Here is a 19817-nt window from a genome sequence, read left to right on the forward strand (position 1 = left end):
GGACGCGCAGCCGATCCGATTGAGGTGCACACCGATGCACCCGGCAACAGGCACGGCCAAACGCCCATTCCACGAGGCGATGAGCCGCCGGGCGCGGCGCGTCCGGCACGGCTGGCAGGTCTTCGGACTCGCAGGCTCGCACCCGGTGGGTGCTCCTACTGGCCGTCGCTTCCCAGTCGTTGAGACCAGTGCTTGTCTACTTCCAAGACGGCGGTCGTTCCTGCATACCGCTGCGGGACAGTCCCGGATTCTCACCGGGTTCCCTCTCGCGAAGCATCGTTGCCCCGCTCGATGCCGACGCCCTTTCGGACGCCAGCAGACCAGCTGCGTGGTCAAGGCTACTCCGGTGACATCGGCCGGCATGGCCCGGCCGGCGGCAAAATCGCTCGGCGCCGGATGTCCTCATCGGGCCCGCCGCGATCGTCATGTGGGTGAGATTCGGGATAGGCCCGGACCATGATGGGTCAACAGGCCGCAATACGCCGCACTCACCTGCACCAGAGACGTCGACTGGTCGGCCCCCGAGCAGGCCGCTGACATGGCCGCCTACCAGAAGTTCGGGCAGGAGCACGCCGCCGCGATCCGTGGCGGCGCCGTGCTGCACCCGACGGCCACCGCCACGACGGTCCGGGTAACCGGCGCCCGCGGCGGCGACGTCGTCACCGGCGACGGTCCGTACGAGGCGGCCGACCTGGACGAGCAAGGGCCATTCCCGATGGAGACGGTCTACCTGTGGGAGGACGGCCCGAACGGTACGACGAGGATGACGCTGTAAAACCGTGGTGAGCCTTCCCGCTTCGCGGGAATCGCCGCACCCGCCATGACGGTGGCGGTCAGGCGGGCCAACGCGAAGGATCTCGCGCGGCGCAGGCTGCTGGAATCCGGGGGCTAACCGTCGAAGAACCCGGACTGGTCATTACCGGTGTTGAACCCGCCTGAGCTGTTGTCGCCGGAGTTGGCCACCCCGGAGGTGGTGGTGAAGGCGGCGTTGGTGGCCGAGTTTCCGATGCCGGTGTTGTTGAAGCCGGTGTTGAACAGGCCCGTGTTAAAGCCGGTTCCCGAGTTGCTGATGCCCACGTGCTGGCCGCCGCCGGAATTGAGCAGACCCGAGTGACCGATGAAGAAGGCGCCGGTGTTGGTGTTCTGGAAGCCGGAGTTCGCGTCGCCGGAGTTATTGAAGCCCGAGTTGCCGGTGCCGATGTTGCCGAAGCCGGAGTTCATCACCGGTTGGTCCACCGGGCTGCCGAACCCGGTGTTCAGGTCTCCGGAGTGGAAGCCGCCAGTGTTGATATCGCCCGAGTTGGCCCAGCCGGTATTGAAGTCGCCCGAGTTCAAGTCTCCGGTATTCAAGGTGCCCGAGTTGAAGCTGCCCGTGTTGTAGGCACCCGAGTTGCCGACACCCATGTTCTCAAATCCCGAGTTGCCGAACCCGAAGTTGTTGTTGCCTGCGTTCCCGAAACCGAAGTTGCCGCTGCCCGCGTTCCCGAAGCCGGTGTTGGTGAAGCCCGCGTTCCCGAAACCGGTGTTGGTGTCACCGGAGTTGAAGAAGCCGAAGTTGCTGTCGCCGGAGTTGAAGAAGCCGATGTTGTTGTTGCCGGAGTTGAACAAGCCGATGTTGTTGTTCCCGGAGTTGCCGAAGCCGAGGTTGCCGATGCCGGAGTTCAGTGCGCCGATGCCGATCATGTTGTCGCCGGTGAGCCCGATACCGATGTTGTTGTTGCCGAGATTCGCAATGCCCAGGTTGTTGTTGCCGAGATTCGCAATGCCCAGGTTGTTGTTGCCGAGATTCGCAAAGCCCACGTTGGGAGAGCCGTGATTTGCGCTGCCCACGTTGAAGGAACCGGCGTTGGCGGTGCCGAAGTTGAAGCTGCCGACGTTCCCGCTGCCCCGGTTGCCATCGCCGATATTCCCCAGGCCGAAGTTACCGTTGCCGTCGTTGCCGCTACCCAGGTTGAGGTTGCCGAGGTTCCCGCTACCGAAGTTGGTGTTGGCGGTGTTGCCGCTGCCAAAGTTGAAGAAACCGGTATTGCCGCTGCCCAGGTTGGCCTGGCCCGTGTTTCCGCTGCCTAGGTTTGCGTTGCCGGTATTGCCGTTGCCTAGGTTGTAGTCGCCGATGTTGCCGATGCTGAAGATGTTGCCGATGCCGGTGTTGCCGATACCCAATGCCGGGATGGCCAGGGCAGCGGGGCCGGAGGCCAGTGCGGGCGCCGTCGGGTTGGGCAGGGCGCGCACCGCCTGTGCCCACGGGGCCAGCTGGGCGGCCACCGCCGAGGCCCCGCTGTGGTAGCTCACCATGGCCGCGACATCGGCGGCCCACAATTGTTCGTAGGCGGCCTCGGTCGCCGCGATCGCCGGGGCGTTTTGGCCGAACAGGTTTGATAGCACCAGCGACACCAGCTGGTGGCGGTTGGCGGCGACCAGCAGTGGATCCACGGTGGCCGCCCGCGCGGCTTCATACACCGCCGCGGCCGCCTTGGCCTGTGCGGCCGCGCTTAGCGCGCGTGTTGCTGCCGTGCTTAGCCAGCTGGCATAGGGGGCTGCCGCGGCGGCCATCGCCGTCGCCGCCGGACCTTGCCAGGCGGTGTCGGCCAGCGCTGCGGTGGCCGACGAAAACGAGTTCGCCGCTTGGCCTAACTCGGCGGCCAGCCCGTCCCAGGCCGCCGCGGCGGCCAGCGTCGGGCCTGAGCCCGCACCGGCAAACATCAACGCGGAATTGACCTCGGGAGGCAACACCAGAAAACTCATCACGCCATCCCTTCCGCAGCTGGACGTGCCCGACGAGCCATCAACGCTATGTCCGCGTCACCACAACCCCCGGCCGCGACGACTCATAAACCCCTGGTAACCAAACACTAAGACGATCACGCAACGGTATTGGCGTTTTCGCCAAATCTTTTCCGTCAGAACGCAGAACATTGCGCGTGAGCGCGCTCGAGGCCCACGACGGCGCGCAGGACCGTTGCACGTCTAGTTAAAGAAACCCGACTGGTTATCGCTCGAGTTGGAAAACCCCGAGCTGTTGTCGCCCGAGTTGTTCGTGCCGGAGCTGGCGTTGCCCGAGTTGAAGATCCCGGTATTGAAGGTGCCAGCATTGAATATGCCCGTGTTGTTGCTGCCCGAGTTATTGAAACCCACGTTGGTGGCGTCGCCCGAGTTACGCAGACCTGAATGACCGATAGTCGCGAGGCCCGAGTTGGTGTTCTGGAGGCCGGAATTGCCGTCACCCGAGTGAAAGAAACCTGAGTTACCGCTGCCCGAGTGGCCGAAGCCCGAGTTTGCAACCGCTTGAGTGGTCACGCTGCCGACAGCGGTGTTCAGGTTGCCGGAGTTGTAGGCGCCGGTGTTGGTGTCGCCCGAGTTTCCCCATCCGGTGTTGGTGTCGCCCGCGTTAGAAAAGCCGGTGTTGAGGTTGCCCGAATTGGAGCTGCCGGTGTTTGCGGCGCCGGAGTTGCCAACGCCTAGGTTGAAGCTGCCGGCGTTCCCATTGCCCATGTTCGCGCCGCCGGCATTCCCGATGCCGAAGTTGATGCTGCCGCCGTTCCCGTAGCCCGTGTTGGTGGAGCCGCCATTGAAGAAGCCGGTGTTGGTGGAGCCTGCATTGGCGAAGCCGTAGTTGCTGTCGCCGGAGTTGAAGAAGCCGATGTTGTTGTTGCCGGAGTTGAACAAGCCGATGTTGTTGTTCCCGGAGTTGCCGAAGCCGAGGTTGCCGATGCCGGAGTTCAGTGCGCCGATGCCGATCATGTTGTCGCCGGTGAGCCCGATACCGATGTTGTTGTTGCCGAGATTCGCAATGCCCAGGTTGTTGTTGCCGAGATTCGCAATGCCCAGGTTGTTGTTGCCGAGATTCGCAAAGCCCACGTTGAAGGAACCGGCGTTGGCGGTGCCGAAGTTGAAGCTGCCGACGTTCCCGCTGCCCCGGTTGCCATCGCCGATATTCCCCAGGCCGAAGTTACCGTTGCCGTCGTTGCCGCTACCCAGGTTGAGGTTGCCGAGGTTCCCGCTACCGAAGTTGGTGTTACCGAGGTTTCCATCGCCCAGGTTGAAGAAACCGTTGTTTCCGCTGCCTATATTTGCGTTGCCGGTATTCCCGCCGCCGTTGTTGGCGTTGCCGATGTTTCCGCTGCCCAGGTTGTCGGAGCCGGTATTGCCGTTGCCTAGGTTGTAGTCGCCGATGTTGCCGATGCTGAAGATGTTGCCGATGCCGGTGTTGCCGATACCCAATGCCGGGATGGCCAGGGCAGCGGGGCCGGAGGCCAGTGCGGGCGCCGTCGGGTTGGGCAGGGCGCGCACCGCCTGTGCCCACGGGGCCAGCTGGGCGGCCACCGCCGAGGCCCCGCTGTGGTAGCTCACCATGGCCGCGACATCGGCGGCCCACAATTGTTCGTAGGCGGCCTCGGTCGCCGCGATCGCCGGGGCGTTTTGGCCGAACAGGTTTGATAACACCAGCGACACCAGCTGGTGGCGGTTGGCGGCGACCAGCAGTGGATCCACGGTGGCCGCCCGCGCGGCTTCATACACCGCCGCGGCCGCCTTGGCCTGTGCGGCCGCGCTTAGCGCGCGTGTTGCTGCCGTGCTTAGCCAGCTGGCATAGGGGGCTGCCGCGGCGGCCATCGCCGTCGCCGCCGGACCTTGCCAGGCGGTGTCGGCCAGCGCTGCGGTGGCCGATGAAAACGAGTTCGCCGCTTGGCCTAACTCGGCGGCCAGCCCGTCCCAGGCCGCCGCGGCGGCCAGCGTCGGGCCTGAGCCCGCACCGGCAAACATCAACGCGGAATTGACCTCGGGAGGCAACACCAGAAAACTCATCACGCCATCCCTTCCGCAGCTGGACGTGCCCGGGCCATCCCCTCCCGTGACCACAAACCTCCGCTGGCTGAATACGCACAGCCCGATCCTCCCGGCGCGAAGCAGCGCCGCGGTCCCGCCTGCTTGACCCCAGATTCCATGGCGCGCCTCCCACCACCAACACTGGGCCGATCGCTCGACACCTCATGCAGCTTGGCAATCAAAACACTATGAGATTCGCAGGGCGGCCTCAGCGTTTTCGCCAAAGCGCTTACCCCCTGTTCAACCCCAACAGCGCGATCGCGCTTGGCCACCCATTCGGCGGCTCGGCGGCACGGTTGATGACTACAGTGCTACACCACATGCCGGACAAGGGAATTCGCTACGGCTTACAGACGATGTGCGAGGGCCGCGGCCAAGCCAAATGCCGCCATTGTGGAGTTGCTGTGACAGTGACCGATAGCCAGCCGGCGGCGTTGTCGAGTACCGCGACAATGTCATGGTCATTACGATCAATCGGCCGGAAGCCCGCAATGCGGTCAATGGTGCCGTCAGCATCGTGGTTGGAGACGCGCTGGAAGAAGCGCACGACAACCCCGATGTGCGGGCCGTGGTGATCACCGGCGCCGGCGACAAGTCGCTTTGCGCCGACCTCAAGGCGATCGCACGCCGGGAGAACCCGTACCACCCGCATCACGGCGAGTGGGGCATCGCCGGTTACAGGCACCATTTCATCGACAAGCCGACCAGCGCCGCGGTCAGTGGCACGGCCTTGGGCGACGGTGCCGAGCCAGCGCTGGCCAGCGACCTGGTGGTGGCCGACGAGCACACCTAATTCGGGTTTGCCGGAGGTCAAACGCGGGCTGATCGCCGCCGCCGGGGGTGTACCGGTGAGCCGCTGACCGCATCCGACGACTGGGAGTGGGGCCTGATCAACCGGGTCGTCAAGGAGGGTTCGGTCGTCGAGGCCGCCCTCACCTTGGCCGTGCGGGTGACCGTCAACGCGTCGCTGTCGGTGCAGGCCAGCAAGCGGATCGCCTGTGGTGTCGATGACGGGGTCGTCGTCGACGAAGGGACTCCGCACCCAGCGCGAGATGGGTTCCCTGATGAGATCGCAGGACCTCGGGCGTTCGCCGAGAAACAGGAACCGGTGTGGCGGGCCCGCTGCATCGTCTCGGCGCCTTGGATGGGCTTGGCGGGCGTACCGTCAGCCAGCACTGTCGCATTGCCAACGTTTGTGGGACTTATCCCGATGCCGGGGCGCAGTGTCGCGCTGAGGTGGGCACAACGAGCATCCTTCCCGGGAGAACCAATGTGGCGGATGTGACAACGCGCCGACAACACCAGATCCTGGGCTGTCTCAGTACGCCAGGATGTTCACCCCGTACCGGAATGCCGTGGGCAGAAGTGCGCACAGCGGCACGATGGCACGGCGTGCCGCGCGTGGCGTACTGGCCAGCACCAACCCGCGGGTGACTAGCCGGTAATCACGAGTGATCCGGTGCCACGCGGCCTCATACGACGCCGGTGTGTCGTCGACGATGGCGCTCACCGCCGCGGCGGCCTGCTTGACGGCAAGGCTGATGCCTTCGCCGGTTAGGGCATCTTCGTACCCGGCCGCGTCACCGACCAAAAGCACCCGCCCCGCGACGCGCCGGGAGACCACCTGGCGCAAGGGACCGCAGCCACGTGCGTGTCCGCGGCTCGCGTCTTGCAGATGGTGTGCAAGGCTGGGAAACCAGGCAAGTTCGGGTCGTTGGCGGGACAAGATCGCGACGCCGACCAGATCCGGTTCCACCGGAGTCACATAAGCCTCACCCCAACGGGACCAATGCACTTCGACGAAGTCCGACCACACCGGCAGCCGGTAATGCCAGCGCACCCCGTATCGCCGTGGTGTCCCGGCGGTGGCTTTGATCCCGACGGCGCGCCGGACGGCCGAATGCAGTCCATCGGCTGCCACCAACCATTTCGCGCGAACGCCGGCGGCGGTCACACCATGTGCGTCTTGCTGAATAGTGGCTACCCGCGACCGGATCCATTCAGTGTCTTGCTCTTTGGCTCGTGCCGCCAGTGCCGCATGCAGCGTGGTGCGTCGCACGCCCCGCCCCGGCCCGGTGCGAAACCGCGCCTGCACCCGACGATGTTCACCAACGTAGGCAATCCCATGAAAGGGCAGACCGACCGGGTCCACGCCTAGCGAGGTCAATTCGGCCAGGCCACCGGGCATCAGCCCCTCGCCGCACGCCTTGTCGATGGGATTCTCGCGAGGCTCGGCCACGATCACCGAAAGTCCACGCGCGCGTGCGTGCAATGCCGTGGCGAGTCCGCCGGGGCCGCCGCCGACGACCAACAGGTCGGTGTCGTAGCTGGTCATATGTAGCCCAGAACGGAGTTCTCCACCCGCAGACGAACGGTCAGCAAGATCGCATTGGCCAGGGTGAAAACCAGTGCGGTCAACCACGCCGTGTGCACCAGTGGCAACGCGAACCCTTCGGCCACCACCGCAACATAATTCGGATGCCGCATCCACCGGTAGGGGCCCCGCCGCACCAACGTGGCGTGCGGCAACACGATTACCCGGGTGTTCCACCGCTTGCCCAGCGATTTGACGCACCACCAGCGCAGGCCCTGGCTTGCCACCACTACGGCCAGCATCGGCCAGCCGAGCCACGGTATGAAAGGCCGGTGCAAGGCCCACGGTTCGACGACGCAGCCCAGCAGTAGGGCGGTGTGCAGGATAACCATCACCACATAGTGTGGGCGGCCAAACTCTTTGCCGCCCTGCGCGAAAGACCACCGCGCGTTACGCTGGGCCACCACCAGCTCCGCCAGCCGTTCGAAGACGACCGCCAGGATCAGCAGGTAGTACACGGCCCTACCACCTAAGAAGCACCGACTCGGAGGAAAGGCCCGGGCCTATGCACACTATCCTGGCGGGACCGGCGATGCAGCCCAGCCCGAACGGTGGAATAGCTCCCCCTGCGATCGACTCCATATTGTCAGCCACGTTACTGGCGCCGGATGGGTTCAGATTCTGGCGAGTGGGACCGCCATTGCCGGGCCGTTCCACGGCCCGTATCGTCGCCGCGCTGTGCTGGATTGCGCGGCTTCTCCTCGGGCCGTTCCACGGCCCGTATCGTCGCCGCGCTGTGCTGGATTGCGCGGCTTCTCCTCGGGCCGTTCCACGGCCCGTATCGTCGCCGCGCTGTGCTGGATTGCGCGGCTTCTCCTCGGGCCGTTCCACGGCCCGTATCGTCGCCGCGCTGTGCTGGATTGCGCGGCTTCTCCTCGGGCCGTTCCACGGCCCGTATCGTCGCCGCGCTGTGCTGGATTGCGCGGCTTCTCCTCGGGCCGTTCCACGGCCCGTATCGTCGCCGCGCTGTGCTGGATTGCGCGGCTTCTCCTCGGGCCGTTCCACGGCCCGTATCGTCGCCGCGCTAGGTTGGACGCTGTGCGGATCGTGGTGAGCAGTGCCACCAGAAATGCGGGTTCGTACACCTGTGTCAGCACCGGCAGCGCTGGATGCCGCGAGATTACACCGCCCCTCGCTGGGCCCACGCCTGGGCCGGTGAACCCCGGCCCGCCCGCTGGCACCCTGCGAACCAGCCTGCACATCCTGACCACTCCAACCGCGAAAGTCCGGCCTGCATGAGCCAATCCACCACTCCATACCGCAGCAGCGTGCTTGCCGAGTTTCGTCGTGCGATCACCAATGTCGCTGTGCCCCATCATGAACCGCCGGGAATCGTGCGCCGCCGCCGTGTGGTCGTCGGCGTCACGTTGGTTATCGGCGCTGTGATGCTGGGCTTTTCGCTGAGGCGGACGCCCGGCGAGTCGAGCTTTTACTGGCTGACGCTCGCGCTGGCATCCGTGTGGATCGCCGGCGCACTGATGTCTGGACCGCTGCATCTGGGTGGCATCTGTTGGCGCGGTCGCAATCAGCGTCCGGTCATCACCGGGACCACTGTCGGGCTGCTGCTAGCAGGCATCTTCGGGGTGGGTGCAATGATCGTCAGGGAAATTCCTGGCGCAGCTGAACCGATAGCCCGCGTCCTGCAATTCGCCCATCAGGGAACTCTGCTGCCGATCCTGCTGATCACCTTGATTAACGGCATCGCCGAGGAGATGTTCTTTCGCGGTGCGCTCTACACCGCGCTGGGACGACGCTATCCGGTGACCATCTCAACCGTCCTGTACGTCGGCGCCACCATGGCCAGCGCGAATCTGATGCTCGGCTTCGCAGCGATCTTCGTCGGTACGGTGTGTGCGTTGGAGCGCCGGGCCAGCGGTGGAGTGCTGGCACCGATCTTGACCCACTTCGTGTGGGGCCTGATCATGGTGTTCGCGCTGCCCCCGCTGTTCGCGGTCTGACGCGCGTTCAGGAACCGGTGAAGTTGGGGGTGCGGCGTTGCAGGAACGCCGCTGCGCCCTCGGCGAAGTCGTGTGTTCGCAGCAGGACTTCCTGTCCATCCAATTCGCGCGCGAACGTGGGTTCCAATTCGGTGAGGGCGGCTGCATTGATGGCGTTTTTGGCCTGGGCGAACGCCAGCGCCGGGCCGGCCAGCAACCGTGAAATCACCTTGTCCACCTCGGCCTCGAAGTCGCTGTCCGGATATACCGCGCTGATCAGGCCCCAGGCCAGTGCCTCGCGGGCCGGCAGTTGCTCGGCCAGCAGCGCCAGCCGCATCGCCCGGATCCGGCCGGTGGCCGCGGCGACTAACGCCGATGCGCCGCCGTCGGGCATCAACGCTACCTTGGTGTTGGCGAGCATGAAAAATGCACTATCAGAAGCCAATATGAAGTCACACGCCAGCGCTAGCGAGACAGCGACGCCGACCGCTGGTCCTTGAACGACAGCTACAACCGGGTGCGGTAGCGCGGCCACGGCGCGTACTGCGCGGTTGGCCTCTTCGACGATGGCGGTCGGCGGCCCTCCGCCCCACACATCGTCCACGGACATAGACACTCCGGAGCTGAAACCGCGGCCCACCCCGCCTAGGCGCACCACCTTGACCACGGGATCGGCCGCCGCGCGCTCCAGCGTGTCGGCGATCCCCGTCAGGATTGGCACGGTCAGCGAGTTGAGACTGCTAGGGCGGTTGATGCGCACCGACAACACTCTGTCGGTCAGGGTGACGTTGAGGCCTGTGACCGGCGTTAATGCGGCAATCCCGGAATCTGGCATGTGCAGCATCCTAAATGAGGGCCAGCTACACAGAGTGGTTAATGATGCTCCGCAAACATGCCCAACCAGCAGTTGGAGTAATCGGTGAGTACACGGGCATCGACGCGGCCCAGTCGCGGGACCGCTAGCGGGCCGAGAGCGCTCAACGGCCGGTGAACATGGGGGTCCGGCGCTGCTGGAATGCCGTTGCGCCCTCGGCGAAGTCGTCAGTACGCAGGAGGAGGGCCTGGCCATCCAATTCGCGCAGGAGAGTGGGTGCCAACTCGGTGAGCGTGGCCGCATTGATCGCGTTCTTCGTCTTGGCGATAGCCAGCGCTGGGCCGGCCAACAGCCGTGAGATCAACTTGTCCACCTCGGCATCGAAGTCGGCGGCCGGATAGACGGCGCTGACCAGGCCCCAGGACAAGGCCTCGGCGGCCGGCACCCGGTCCGGCAGCAGCGCCATATGCATGGCGCGGATGCGGCCGATCGCGGCCTGAACCAACGCCGACGCGCCGCCGTCGGGCATCAACCCCACGTTGGTGTGAGCGAGCATGAAAAACGCATTGTCGGAGGCCAATACGAGGTCACAAGCGAGCGCCAGGGAGACGCCACAGCCGACGGTTGGTCCCTGCACGACGGCAACGACCGGTTGTGGTAGTGCCACAATGGCACGCACCGTGCGGTTGGCCTCCGCGACGGTGTCGGTAGGTGGGCCACTGGCCCACACATCGTCAACGCTGATTGCCCCTCCGGAGCTGAAGCCGCGACCGGCGCCCCCGAGGCGCACCACCTTCACCCGTGGGTCGGTGGCCGCGCCCTCGATCGCGTCGGCCATCCCTGCCAGCACCGGCTTGGTCAGCGAGTTGAGACTCTCCGGGCGATCGATGGTCACCGACAGCACCCCGTCGGCCAGGGTGACGGCGAGACCCGGGACAATTGTCCGAGTGTCGATCCGGTAGTTCGACATGTGGTTAACACTAATCGACGACGCCGTCACCGAGCTGCGGCGACATGATCTTCGTCGATACGCCGTCGAGGGCGTCAATGGGAGACGAAAGGCCGGTACATTCATGGCGGGTCCGCTGAGCGGGTTGCGAGTTGTCGAGCTGGCGGGCATCGGGCCGGGCCCGCACGCAGCGATGATCCTGGGGGACCTCGGTGCCGACGTGGTGCGCATCGATCGCCCGTCAAGTGTCGACGGTATTTCGAGAGACGCCATGTTGCGTAACCGGCGTATCGTGACCGCCGACCTGAAGTCCGATCAGGGACTCGAGCTTGCGCTCAAACTCATCGCCAAGGCCGACGTGTTGATCGAGGGTTACCGTCCCGGCGTCACCGAACGGCTGGGATTGGGTCCGGAAGAATGTGCGAAGGTCAACGACCGGCTGATCTACGCGCGGATGACCGGCTGGGGCCAAACCGGCCCGCGTAGTCAGCAGGCCGGTCACGACATCAACTACATCTCGCTGAACGGCATTTTGCACGCCATTGGCCGGGGCGACGAGCGACCGGTGCCGCCGCTGAACCTGGTTGGTGACTTCGGCGGCGGCTCGATGTTCCTGCTGGTCGGCATCCTGGCCGCGCTATGGGAGCGGCAGAGCTCCGGCAAGGGCCAGGTCGTCGATGCGGCGATGGTCGACGGGTCCAGCGTGCTGATTCAGATGATGTGGGCGATGCGAGCGACGGGCATGTGGACCGACACAAGAGGGGCCAACATGCTCGACGGCGGGGCACCCTACTACGACACCTACGAATGCGCCGACGGCCGCTACGTCGCTGTCGGCGCCATTGAGCCGCAGTTCTATGCGGCCATGCTGGCCGGATTGGGTCTAGACGCCGCCGAGCTGCCCCCGCAAAACGACCGCGCCCGTTGGCCCGAACTGCGGGCGCTGCTGACCGAAGCGTTCGCGCGCCACGACCGTGACCATTGGGGCGCGGTGTTCGCCAATTCCGATGCCTGTGTGACGCCGGTGCTGGCGTTCGGTGAGGTGCACAACGAGCCGCACATCATCGAGCGAAACACCTTTTATGAAGCCAACGGCGGATGGCAACCCATGCCGGCTCCGCGGTTCTCCCGCACCGCTTCGAGCCAGCCACGCCCGCCGGCCGCCACGATCGACATCGAGGCAGTGCTCACCGACTGGGACGGATAGGAAGGATTCGTATGAAGACCAAAGACGCCGTAGCCGTTGTCACCGGTGGCGCCTCAGGCCTGGGTCTGGCCACCACCAAGCGGCTATTGGACGCTGGGGCACAGGTGGTCGTCGTGGACCTCCGCGGCGACGACGTGGTTGGCGGGCTCGGCGATCGCGCGCGTTTTGCGCAAGCCGACGTCACCGACGAAGCCGCCGTCAGCAACGCGCTAGAGCTGGCGGATTCGCTCGGCCCGGTGCGGGTCGTCGTCAACTGCGCCGGCACCGGCAACGCGATTCGCGTACTGAGTCGCGACGGCGTGTTCCCGCTGGCCGCGTTCCGCAAGATCGTGGACATCAACCTAGTCGGCACCTTCAACGTGCTGCGACTGGGCGCCGAGCGGATCGCCAAGACCGAACCGATTGGGGAAGAGCGCGGCGTCATCATTAACACCGCCTCGGTGGCGGCATTCGACGGTCAGATCGGCCAGGCCGCCTACTCGGCGTCCAAGGGCGGCGTAGTTGGCATGACCCTGCCGATCGCCCGCGATCTGGCCAGCAAGCTGATCCGGGTGGTCACCATTGCGCCGGGTCTGTTCGACACCCCGCTGCTGGCTTCATTGCCGGCGGAGGCCAAGGCCTCACTGGGCCAACAGGTGCCGCATCCCTCGCGGCTGGGCAACCCCGACGAGTACGGGGCGCTAGTTCTGCACATCATCGAAAACCCGATGCTTAACGGCGAGGTCATCCGTCTGGACGGCGCCATCCGCATGGCGCCGCGCTAAGCCGCACCAAAAGAAAGACCCCCGCGTTGCGGGGGACCGGAATCGGGAACAAGAACTTACCGACGAAACCATCGGCTGACGGCTGGTTCGGCCATGAGGAGCCGTGCAAGCATGCCCATGGTGTCGCTCAGCTCGCGGTGGGCAGCGGGTGCAAGTCTTCGAGCTGCTCGGAGGTGTCGCCCTCTACCAGCATGTCGCCGTGGTAGAGAGCCTCGAAGTCAGCCTTGATGACGTCGGCACTCGAGTCGTCGATCCACATGACAGCGAGCCTAAAAGCCGCCATTAAGGAATTAGTGAGTCACGATTCGGAAAACAGTGGCAATTCCTACCGGTCGGTAGGGTGCTGCGCCGGCATGGTGGCCGGCATCGCGGGCATGCGGCAGGTGAACCACTCGAGCGCCCGCATCCGTATCTATGGCAGGCGTTGTTTGACAGTTGTAACTTATCGCAGATAAGTCATCGCGGATTTGGTGCGGGTCCGCGCGACCAGCACCGGCTGCGGAGGAAACGCAACATGCTGCAGAGGATCGCTCGGCTCGCCATCGCTGCGCCGCGCCGAATCATCGGGTTTGCGGTCTTCGTCTTCATCGCCGCAGCGGTCTTCGGTGTTCCGGTGGCTGACAGCCTGTCGCCCGGGGGTTTCCAAGATCCGCGATCGGAGTCGGCACGGGCAATCGAGGTGTTGACCGACAAGTTCGGCCAGAGCGGTCAGAAAATGCTGATCGTGGTTACGGCAGCTGCGGGCGCCGACAGCCCACCTGCCCGCGAGGTCGGGACTGACATCGTCGAGGTGCTGCGGCGGTCGCCGTTGGTTTACAACGTGACCTCGCCGTGGACTGTGCCACCGACTGCCGCCGCCGACCTGCTCAGCACCGACGGAAAATCGGGGTTGATCGTCGTCAACGTCAAAGGCGGCGAAAACGACGCGCAGAACCACGCCCAAACCCTGTCAGACGAAGTCGCCCATGACCGCGACGGCGTCACCGTCCGTGCCGGCGGCTCGGCGATGGAGTACGCCCAGATCAATCGGCAGAACAAAGACGACCTGCTGGTGATGGAGTTGATCGCGATTCCGCTGAGCTTCCTGGTGCTGATCTGGGTGTTCGGTGGGCTGTTGGCCGCCGGGCTGCCGATGGCCCAGGCCGTACTGGCCGTTGTGGGATCGATGGCCGTATTGCGACTCGTTACGTTTGCCACCGAGGTGTCGACCTTCGCGCTCAACCTGAGTACAGCGTTGGGCCTCGCGTTGGCTATCGACTACACGCTGCTCATCGTCAGTCGCTATCGCGACGAGCTCGCCGAGGGCAGTGATCGAGACGAAGCACTGATCCGGACCATGGCGACTTCGGGGCGCACGGTGTTGTTTTCGGCGGTCACCGTGGCGCTGTCGATGTCGGCGACTGCGCTGTTCCCGATGTACTTTCTGAAGTCGTTCGCCTACGCCGGCGTGGCTACCGTGGCATTCGTCGCGACCGCGTCGATCGTGATCACCCCGGCCGCGATTGTGTTGCTAGGTCCTCGGCTAGATGCGTTGGACGTGCGCCGACTGGTGCGTCGGCTGCTGGGCCGGCCCGATCCGGTGCACAAACCGGTCAAGCAACTGTTCTGGTACCGGTCGAGCAAGTTCGTGATACGCCGTTGGCTGCCGGTCGGTACGGCTGTTGTCGCGCTGCTGGTGCTGCTCGGGCTGCCGTTCTTGTCGGTGAAGTGGGGTTTCCCGGACGACCGGGTGTTGCCGCGGTCGGCGTCGGCCCGTCAAGTCGGCGATATCTTGCGCGATGACTTTGGCCACGATCCTGCGACGCAGATACCCATCGTCGTCCCGGACGCTCGTGGTCTCGGCCCGGTCGAACTTGACAGCTACGCAGCCGAGTTGTCCCGGGTGCCCGACGTATCCGCGGTAGCCGCCCCGACGGGCACGTTCGTAGACGGCAGCTGGGTGGGAACGCCGCGCGGGGCCACCGGGTTGGCTGAGGGCAGCGCGTTCCTGACGGTGAGCAGCACGGCGCCGCTGTTTTCGCGAGCCTCCGATATCCAGCTCAAGCGGTTGCACCAGGTGGCAGGGCCGGCCGGTCGATCCGTCGTGATGGCCGGTGTCGCGCAGGTCAACCGCGACAGTGTCGACGCGGTGACCGATCGGCTTCCGATGGTGCTAGGGCTAATTGCCGCGATCACCTACGTACTGTTGTTCCTGCTCACCGGCAGCGTGGTGCTGCCGGCGAAAGCGTTGGTTTGTAATGTGTTATCGCTGACCGCGGCGTTTGGCGCGTTGGTGTGGATCTTCCAGGAAGGCCATTTCGGTGCCCTGGGAACGACTCCGAGCGGGACGTTGGTGGCGAATATGCCGGTCCTACTGTTTTGCATCGCATTCGGTTTGTCCATGGACTACGAGGTGTTTCTGGTCTCCAGGATTCGGGAGTACTGGTTGGAATCCGGAGCCGCGCGACCCGCGCGAAGAAGCGTCGCAGAGGTGCACGCCGCCAACGACGAGAGCGTCGCGCTCGGCGTGGCCCGCACCGGTCGGGTGATCACCGCGGCAGCGTTGGTGATGTCCATGTCGTTCGCCGCGTTGATCGCTGCGCACGTGTCGTTCATGCGGATGTTCGGCCTCGGCCTGACTTTAGCCGTGGCTGCAGACGCCACACTGGTGCGGATGGTCGTGGTCCCAGCATTCATGCATGTGACGGGCCGCTGGAATTGGTGGGCACCGAGACCCCTGGCGTGGCTGCATGAGCGGTTCGGTGTCAGCGAGGCCGCAGAGCCGGTTTCGAGGAGACGTTCCCACGCCGGTGGGTTGGGCAAGATTGCCGGACGAAGCGACGGTCAGACGATCCCTGCCTCGCTGACGCGCAATGGTTGACGTCTCGATGAATGGTCTTCGCCGGCAACGTGCCCGGCGGGGCCCCAACGCCACATTACGGCAGCTGGCGGACTGGGTGCAGGCACGTCGCCCATCGGAGAAACGACGAGGACCATCGGAGGAATCCTGGCCATGACGTCAGGCGCGGCCGCTTCGGCGTCCAGGGTCGACCACCCGCTTTTCGCCCGGATCTGGCCCGTGGTCGCCGCACACGAAGCCGAAGCAATACGAGCCCTCCGCCGGGAGAATCTGGCCGGTTTGTCGGGGCGGGTGTTGGAAGTCGGGGCCGGCGTCGGGACGAACTTTGCCTACTACCCGGTGGCCGTCGAACAGGTCATCGCCATGGAGCCCGAGCCGCGGCTTGCTGCCAAGGCCCGCATCGCGGCCGCTGACGCACCCGTTCCGATAGTCGTGACGGACAAGACGGTCGAGGAGTTCCGCGACACCGAGACGTTTGACGCGGTGGTTTGCTCGCTGGTGCTGTGCTCGGTGAGCGACCCGGGCGCGGTGCTGGCGCACCTGCGTTCGCTACTACGGCGAGGCGGGGAGCTGCGCTATCTCGAGCATGTGGCCAGCGCCGGCGCTCGGGGCCGGGTGCAGCGGTTCGTCGACGCGACATTTTGGCCCAGGCTGGCGGGCAACTGTCACACGCATCGCCATACCGAACGCGCGATCCTCGACGCCGGATTCGTGGTGGACAGCTCCCGGCGGGAGTGGGCATTTCCCGCCTGGGTGCCGCTACCGGTGTCAGAGTTGGCTCTGGGCCGCGCGCACCGGACCTAGCTATAGCTAGTACTGCAGCCGTAGATAGGGATTGCTGATGCTGGCGTGTCTGCGCTGGTCAGGGCCGTAACCGCGGCATTGTTTTCAGTTTGTGACAACTTCTCAATATGCCGCGGTCGCCGCGGCTCATAGCGTAGACCCTGATCGGTGGCAGGCGGAGTTCTCGGCGGTGCTGGATCGGATCGCGCCGCGTTTCGCCCGGCACCAGCCGTTGCGCCATGCCGGTGAACTCATGGCCGGGATGGTTTCGGGCTTGGACCGCAAGAATTGCTGGACCATCGCCGAGCACCGCGGTGATACCACCCCGATGGGTTGCAGCATCTGTTGGCACGGGCCAGCTGGGACGCCGACGATGTCCGTGACGATCTGCGTGACTATCGCCATTGATCGATGGCGAAGGACCAGGCCACCAGTATATCGATGATTTGAATAGTCCAGCGCCGACATTGATGATATCTGTTGACGAATACGCTTGATTTACGATGTTCGGCCGCGGGCAGCGCGCTCCACCAGACCGAGCACAGCGAGGACGCGACGGCCGTCAGCGGCGTGCTGTGCCTCAACAGCGCCGACCAATAGCGAAGAAATCAAGTCCGTGCTCACCCGTGACCAGGGTGTCATGTTCGTCGACGGGTAGAAGCTTGTCGCCGCGGCGATCGGCTGCTCTGGTGCCGGCTGTGCCGACGGGTCGGTTCGCATCTGCTTCAGTGATTCTGTGATGCGACCGGCAACGTCTTCGTTGTTGGGTGTCAATGTGGTTCGTCGTCGTCGGGTTCGCACAGGATTTTCTCGGGGTGGTGGTATCGATTGATGCGTGGTTGGCCATGGTCCAAGTGGGCCGGCGGTAGCCATTCAGTGTCGCCTTTGGCGTTGGTGCGGGTTTTCCAGCCTTTTTCGACAAGGCGATTGTCGGGGCCGCAGGCCAGTGTGAGGTCGTTGATGTCGGTACGGTGGGTGGTTGTCCACGGCGTGACGTGGTGGACCTCACTGTGGTAGGCCGGGGCGTGGCAACCCGGCCTGGAGCAGCCACGATCCTTGGCGTACAACATGATTCGCTGCGCCGGGGAAGCTAACCGCTTGGTGTGATACAACGCCAACGGCTTAGCGCCGTCAAACAATGCCAGATAGTGGTGCGCGTTGCTCGCCATCCGGATAAGGTCCGACATCGGCACCCGCGAACCACCACCGGTTACCCCCTTGCCGGTGGCGGCTTCCAGCTCTTTAAGCGTGGTGCTCACCACGATCGTTACCGGCAGCCCCTTGTGTTGGCCCAGCTCACCGGAGGCCAACAGGCCCCGCAGCGCGGCCAAAAACGCATCATGATTGCGTTGCGCCTGGCTGCGGGTGTCGCGGCGCACCGCGTCCGCATCCGGTGTGTCATCCACGACCGGGGTCTGGTCATCGGGGTTGCACGCCCCCGGTGCGGCCAGTTTGGCCAACACCGCCTCGATGGTAGCCCGCAACTCCGGGGTCAGCAGACCGCTGATACGTGACATCCCGTCAAATTCCTGCTTACCCATCGTGATGCCGCGCTTGCGGGCACGCTCCTGGTCGGAAAAGTTGCCGTCGGGGTGCAGCCAGTCCATCAGCTGCGTGGCCAGGCCATGCAGGTGATCGGGACGCCGACTGGTGGCCAGTTCGGCCAGCTGGGCCTCGGCGGCCTCGCGGATACCCAGATCCACCGCGGCGGACAACTCCTTGAAGAAGGCCTGGATCTCCTTAATGTGTTCTCGGCCGATCTTGCCCTCACGTTGAGCGGCCGCGGTCGCGGTCAACTGCGCTGGCAGCGGTTCACCGGTCAGGGCGTGGCGCTCACCGAGGTCTTCGGCTTCGGCGATGCGGCGGCTGGCCTCACCGGGAGTGATGTGTAGCCGGTTGGCCAACGCCGTGCGCAGCGTCCCGCCGAGCTCTTCCTCGCAGGCTTGCCCAGCGAGTTGGTTGATCAAGGCGTGCTCGGCGGCGCCCTGGCGGCGCCGTTCGACCTCGAGTCGCTGCAAACAGGCCAGCAATTCCGGGGTGGTCAACGCATCGCACTTGAGATCGAGCACCCGCGACAACGAGGCGTGGTAGGCATCCAACGCCGCGGAGATCTCCTCGCGCGTGTCCGACCTCATGCCTCGGATTCTACGAAGCACCACTGACAAGAACCGGGCCGTCATAGGCTCGGAATGATCAGTGAGGCAGAACGTTTCGCTCACAGCGAAAACAGCCGCGCCATAGCGACTGCCGCCACCAAATGCCGCGTGCACGCAGACACGCCAGCGTCAGCAATCCCTATCCACGGCTGCAGTACTAGGGCGTGTCTCCCAAATTTTTAGGTACTGGCCAGCGAGGATTGGCCGGTGACGCGAGTGGGTGTGATTTCGGACGAGTTCTGGGCCGTGGTCGAGCCGTTGATGCCGTCGCATGAGGGCAAGCCCGGCAGACGGTTTAGCGATCACCGGCTTATCCTGGAAGGGATCGCGTGGCGGTTCCGTACGGGAAGTCCGTGGCGGGACCTGCCCGCTGAGTTCGGGCCGTGGCAAACGGTGTGGAAGCGCCATCACCGTTGGTCGCTGGATGGTACCTGCGACGAGGTGTTCGCCCACGTTGCCGCGGTGTTCGGGGTGGACGCTGAGGTGGCCGAGGATATCGAGAAGCTGCTGTCGGTGGATTCCACGAACGTGCGGGCACACCAGCATTCGGCGGGCGCCTGCTCGGACACGCTCGCCACAGGGGCACTGTCGAATTACAAGAAATCCGCCGATGAACCCGACGATCATGCGATCGGCCGCTCGCGCGGCGGGCTGACCACCAAGATCCATGCCCTGACCGATCAGCGCGAAGCCCCGGTGCGGATCCGGTTGACCGCAGGCCAGGCCGGCGACAACCCGCAACTGCTGCCCCTGCTCGACGACTATCGCCATGCCAGCACCGAATACGCCCTGGGCAGCACGGATTTCCGCTTACTCGCCGACAAGGCCTACTCACACCCAAGTACCCGTGCCGCATTACGGTCTAAGAAGATCAAGCACACCATCCCCGAACGCCAAGATCAGATCGACCGGCGCAAGGCCAAGGGGTCTGCCGGCGGGCGGCCACCAGCATTCGACGCCGCGCTCTACGGGCTACGCAACACCGTCGAACGCGGCTTCCATCGACTCAAGCAGTCGCGCGGCATCGCAACCCGCTACGACAAATACGCCCTGACCTACCTCGGCGGCGTCCTGCTGGCCTGCGCCGTCATCCACGCCCGAGTGGGAACTCCGAAATTGGGAGACACGCCCTAGCCGAGACCGGCGAGCGTGCATCCAGGGCGAGATTCC

At 64.9% G+C, this 19817-nt stretch carries 16 protein-coding genes, 3 pseudogenes and 1 riboswitch; of the genes and pseudogenes, 10 read left to right on the top strand and 9 right to left on the bottom strand.

All coding sequences use genetic code 11. The features are described from left to right. Positions 1-96 precede the first annotated feature (96 nt). A riboswitch (cobalamin riboswitch) is annotated at positions 97-332 on the bottom strand. A gap of 206 nt (positions 333-538) precedes the next feature. Beyond that, on the top strand, positions 539-775 hold the full coding sequence (locus MCAN_RS06040; RefSeq protein ID WP_003405917.1) for a hypothetical protein: 237 nt from the start codon (positions 539-541) through the stop codon (positions 773-775). A gap of 113 nt (positions 776-888) precedes the next feature. Here MCAN_RS06040 and MCAN_RS24100 read toward each other — a convergent pair whose 3' ends face one another. Together MCAN_RS24100 and MCAN_RS06050 are read right to left on the bottom strand one after the other, a co-directional pair. Further along, positions 889-2745, bottom strand: a complete 1857-nt coding sequence (locus tag MCAN_RS24100) for a PPE family protein (RefSeq protein WP_014000624.1) — start codon at positions 2743-2745, stop codon at positions 889-891. 222 nt (positions 2746-2967) lie between these two features. Next, entirely contained in the window at positions 2968-4803 is a 1836-nt protein-coding gene (locus tag MCAN_RS06050; RefSeq protein WP_014000625.1) for a PPE family protein, read from the bottom strand. Positions 4804-5066: 263 nt separating this feature from the next. Between MCAN_RS06050 and MCAN_RS06055 the strand changes: the two are divergent. After that, a pseudogene (locus MCAN_RS06055) lies at positions 5067-5232 on the top strand (acetyl-CoA acetyltransferase); the annotation flags it as partial. A 49-nt stretch (positions 5233-5281) separates the two neighbouring features. After that, positions 5282-5947 (top strand): annotated as a pseudogene (locus tag MCAN_RS22345) (enoyl-CoA hydratase-related protein); the annotation flags it as partial. A 195-nt stretch (positions 5948-6142) separates the two neighbouring features. Here the strand turns inward: MCAN_RS22345 and MCAN_RS06070 are convergent. After that, positions 6143-7159 carry an NAD(P)/FAD-dependent oxidoreductase gene (locus MCAN_RS06070; RefSeq protein WP_003405932.1) on the bottom strand — a complete coding sequence of 339 codons (1017 nt, stop codon included), beginning with the start codon at positions 7157-7159 and terminating at the stop codon, positions 6143-6145. Then, the gene (locus MCAN_RS06075; RefSeq protein WP_014000629.1) at positions 7156-7656 is read right to left on the bottom strand and encodes an isoprenylcysteine carboxyl methyltransferase family protein; all 501 of its coding nucleotides are present in this window, start codon (positions 7654-7656) and stop codon (positions 7156-7158) included. Before MCAN_RS06075 ends, MCAN_RS06070 begins: the two co-directional genes overlap by 4 nt. Positions 7657-8433: 777 nt before the next feature. Between MCAN_RS06075 and MCAN_RS06080 the strand changes: the two genes are divergently transcribed. Further along, entirely contained in the window at positions 8434-9156 is a 723-nt protein-coding gene (locus MCAN_RS06080; RefSeq protein WP_041180052.1) for a CPBP family intramembrane glutamic endopeptidase, read from the top strand. A 7-nt stretch (positions 9157-9163) separates the two neighbouring features. Here MCAN_RS06080 and MCAN_RS06085 read toward each other — a convergent pair whose 3' ends face one another. Continuing rightward, positions 9164-9970, bottom strand: a complete 807-nt coding sequence (locus MCAN_RS06085) for an enoyl-CoA hydratase (protein ID WP_003405951.1) — start codon at positions 9968-9970, stop codon at positions 9164-9166. Between the two features lie 142 nt (positions 9971-10112). Then, positions 10113-10919, bottom strand: a complete 807-nt coding sequence (locus MCAN_RS06090) for an enoyl-CoA hydratase (protein WP_003405957.1) — start codon at positions 10917-10919, stop codon at positions 10113-10115. A gap of 103 nt (positions 10920-11022) precedes the next feature. Between MCAN_RS06090 and mcr the strand changes: the two genes are divergently transcribed. Next, a complete protein-coding gene (mcr, locus tag MCAN_RS06095) occupies positions 11023-12105 on the top strand; it encodes an alpha-methylacyl-CoA racemase (RefSeq protein ID WP_014000632.1) in 1083 nt (360 codons plus the stop codon). 11 nt (positions 12106-12116) lie between these two features. Then, positions 12117-12869: a 3-hydroxyacyl-CoA dehydrogenase gene (locus MCAN_RS06100; RefSeq protein ID WP_003405961.1), complete on the top strand. Its 753-nt coding sequence runs from the start codon at positions 12117-12119 to the stop codon at positions 12867-12869. A gap of 127 nt (positions 12870-12996) precedes the next feature. Here the strand turns inward: MCAN_RS06100 and MCAN_RS23850 are convergent, their stop codons facing one another. Further along, positions 12997-13128: a hypothetical protein gene (locus tag MCAN_RS23850; RefSeq protein ID WP_003405966.1), complete on the bottom strand. Its 132-nt coding sequence runs from the start codon at positions 13126-13128 to the stop codon at positions 12997-12999. 255 nt (positions 13129-13383) lie between these two features. Between MCAN_RS23850 and MCAN_RS06105 the strand changes: the two genes are divergently transcribed. The 3 genes and pseudogenes from MCAN_RS06105 to MCAN_RS23490 all read left to right on the top strand — a co-directional run. Beyond that, a complete protein-coding gene (locus MCAN_RS06105; RefSeq protein ID WP_014000633.1) occupies positions 13384-15729 on the top strand; it encodes an MMPL family transporter in 2346 nt (781 codons plus the stop codon). 132 nt (positions 15730-15861) lie between these two features. Next, positions 15862-16512 (top strand): methyltransferase domain-containing protein, encoded by a 651-nt coding sequence (locus MCAN_RS06110; RefSeq protein WP_003405982.1) that lies wholly within the window; start codon positions 15862-15864, stop codon positions 16510-16512. Positions 16513-16886: 374 nt separating this feature from the next. Beyond that, positions 16887-16988: pseudogene (locus MCAN_RS23490) on the top strand (hypothetical protein); the annotation flags it as partial. A gap of 1 nt (position 16989) precedes the next feature. Here MCAN_RS23490 and MCAN_RS23495 read toward each other — a convergent pair. Then, complete coding sequence (locus tag MCAN_RS23495; RefSeq protein WP_003405990.1) at positions 16990-17265, bottom strand: hypothetical protein; 276 nt, start codon at positions 17263-17265, stop codon at positions 16990-16992. After that, on the bottom strand, positions 17262-18626 hold the full coding sequence (locus MCAN_RS06125) for an HNH endonuclease signature motif containing protein (RefSeq protein ID WP_041180053.1): 1365 nt from the start codon (positions 18624-18626) through the stop codon (positions 17262-17264). Before MCAN_RS06125 ends, MCAN_RS23495 begins: the two co-directional genes overlap by 4 nt. Before the next feature lie 228 nt (positions 18627-18854). On the opposite strand from MCAN_RS06125, the gene MCAN_RS21210 reads away from it, so the two are divergent. Beyond that, complete coding sequence (locus MCAN_RS21210; protein WP_014000635.1) at positions 18855-19781, top strand: IS5 family transposase; 927 nt, start codon at positions 18855-18857, stop codon at positions 19779-19781. Positions 19782-19817 lie beyond the last annotated feature (36 nt).

This window comes from Mycobacterium canetti CIPT 140010059, assembly GCF_000253375.1.
GTDB classification, from domain to species: Bacteria; Actinomycetota; Actinomycetes; order Mycobacteriales; family Mycobacteriaceae; genus Mycobacterium; species Mycobacterium tuberculosis.

Bases quoted from the DNA above. Each gene is read 5' to 3' on its own strand.
- MCAN_RS06040 (WP_003405917.1), top strand. From the start codon at position 539: ATGGCCGCCTACCAGAAGTTCGGGCAGGAGCACGCCGCCGCGATCCGT.
- MCAN_RS24100 (WP_014000624.1), bottom strand. From the start codon at position 2,745: ATGAGTTTTCTGGTGTTGCCTCCCGAGGTCAATTCCGCGTTGATGTTT.
- MCAN_RS06050 (WP_014000625.1), bottom strand. From the start codon at position 4,803: ATGAGTTTTCTGGTGTTGCCTCCCGAGGTCAATTCCGCGTTGATGTTT.
- MCAN_RS06070 (WP_003405932.1), bottom strand. From the start codon at position 7,159: ATGACCAGCTACGACACCGACCTGTTGGTCGTCGGCGGCGGCCCCGGC.
- MCAN_RS06080 (WP_041180052.1), top strand. From the start codon at position 8,434: ATGAGCCAATCCACCACTCCATACCGCAGCAGCGTGCTTGCCGAGTTT.
- MCAN_RS06085 (WP_003405951.1), bottom strand. From the start codon at position 9,970: ATGCCAGATTCCGGGATTGCCGCATTAACGCCGGTCACAGGCCTCAAC.
- MCAN_RS06090 (WP_003405957.1), bottom strand. From the start codon at position 10,919: ATGTCGAACTACCGGATCGACACTCGGACAATTGTCCCGGGTCTCGCC.
- mcr (WP_014000632.1), top strand. From the start codon at position 11,023: ATGGCGGGTCCGCTGAGCGGGTTGCGAGTTGTCGAGCTGGCGGGCATC.
- MCAN_RS06100 (WP_003405961.1), top strand. From the start codon at position 12,117: ATGAAGACCAAAGACGCCGTAGCCGTTGTCACCGGTGGCGCCTCAGGC.
- MCAN_RS23850 (WP_003405966.1), bottom strand. From the start codon at position 13,128: ATGTGGATCGACGACTCGAGTGCCGACGTCATCAAGGCTGACTTCGAG.
- MCAN_RS06105 (WP_014000633.1), top strand. From the start codon at position 13,384: ATGCTGCAGAGGATCGCTCGGCTCGCCATCGCTGCGCCGCGCCGAATC.
- MCAN_RS06110 (WP_003405982.1), top strand. From the start codon at position 15,862: ATGACGTCAGGCGCGGCCGCTTCGGCGTCCAGGGTCGACCACCCGCTT.
- MCAN_RS06125 (WP_041180053.1), bottom strand. From the start codon at position 18,626: ATGAGGTCGGACACGCGCGAGGAGATCTCCGCGGCGTTGGATGCCTAC.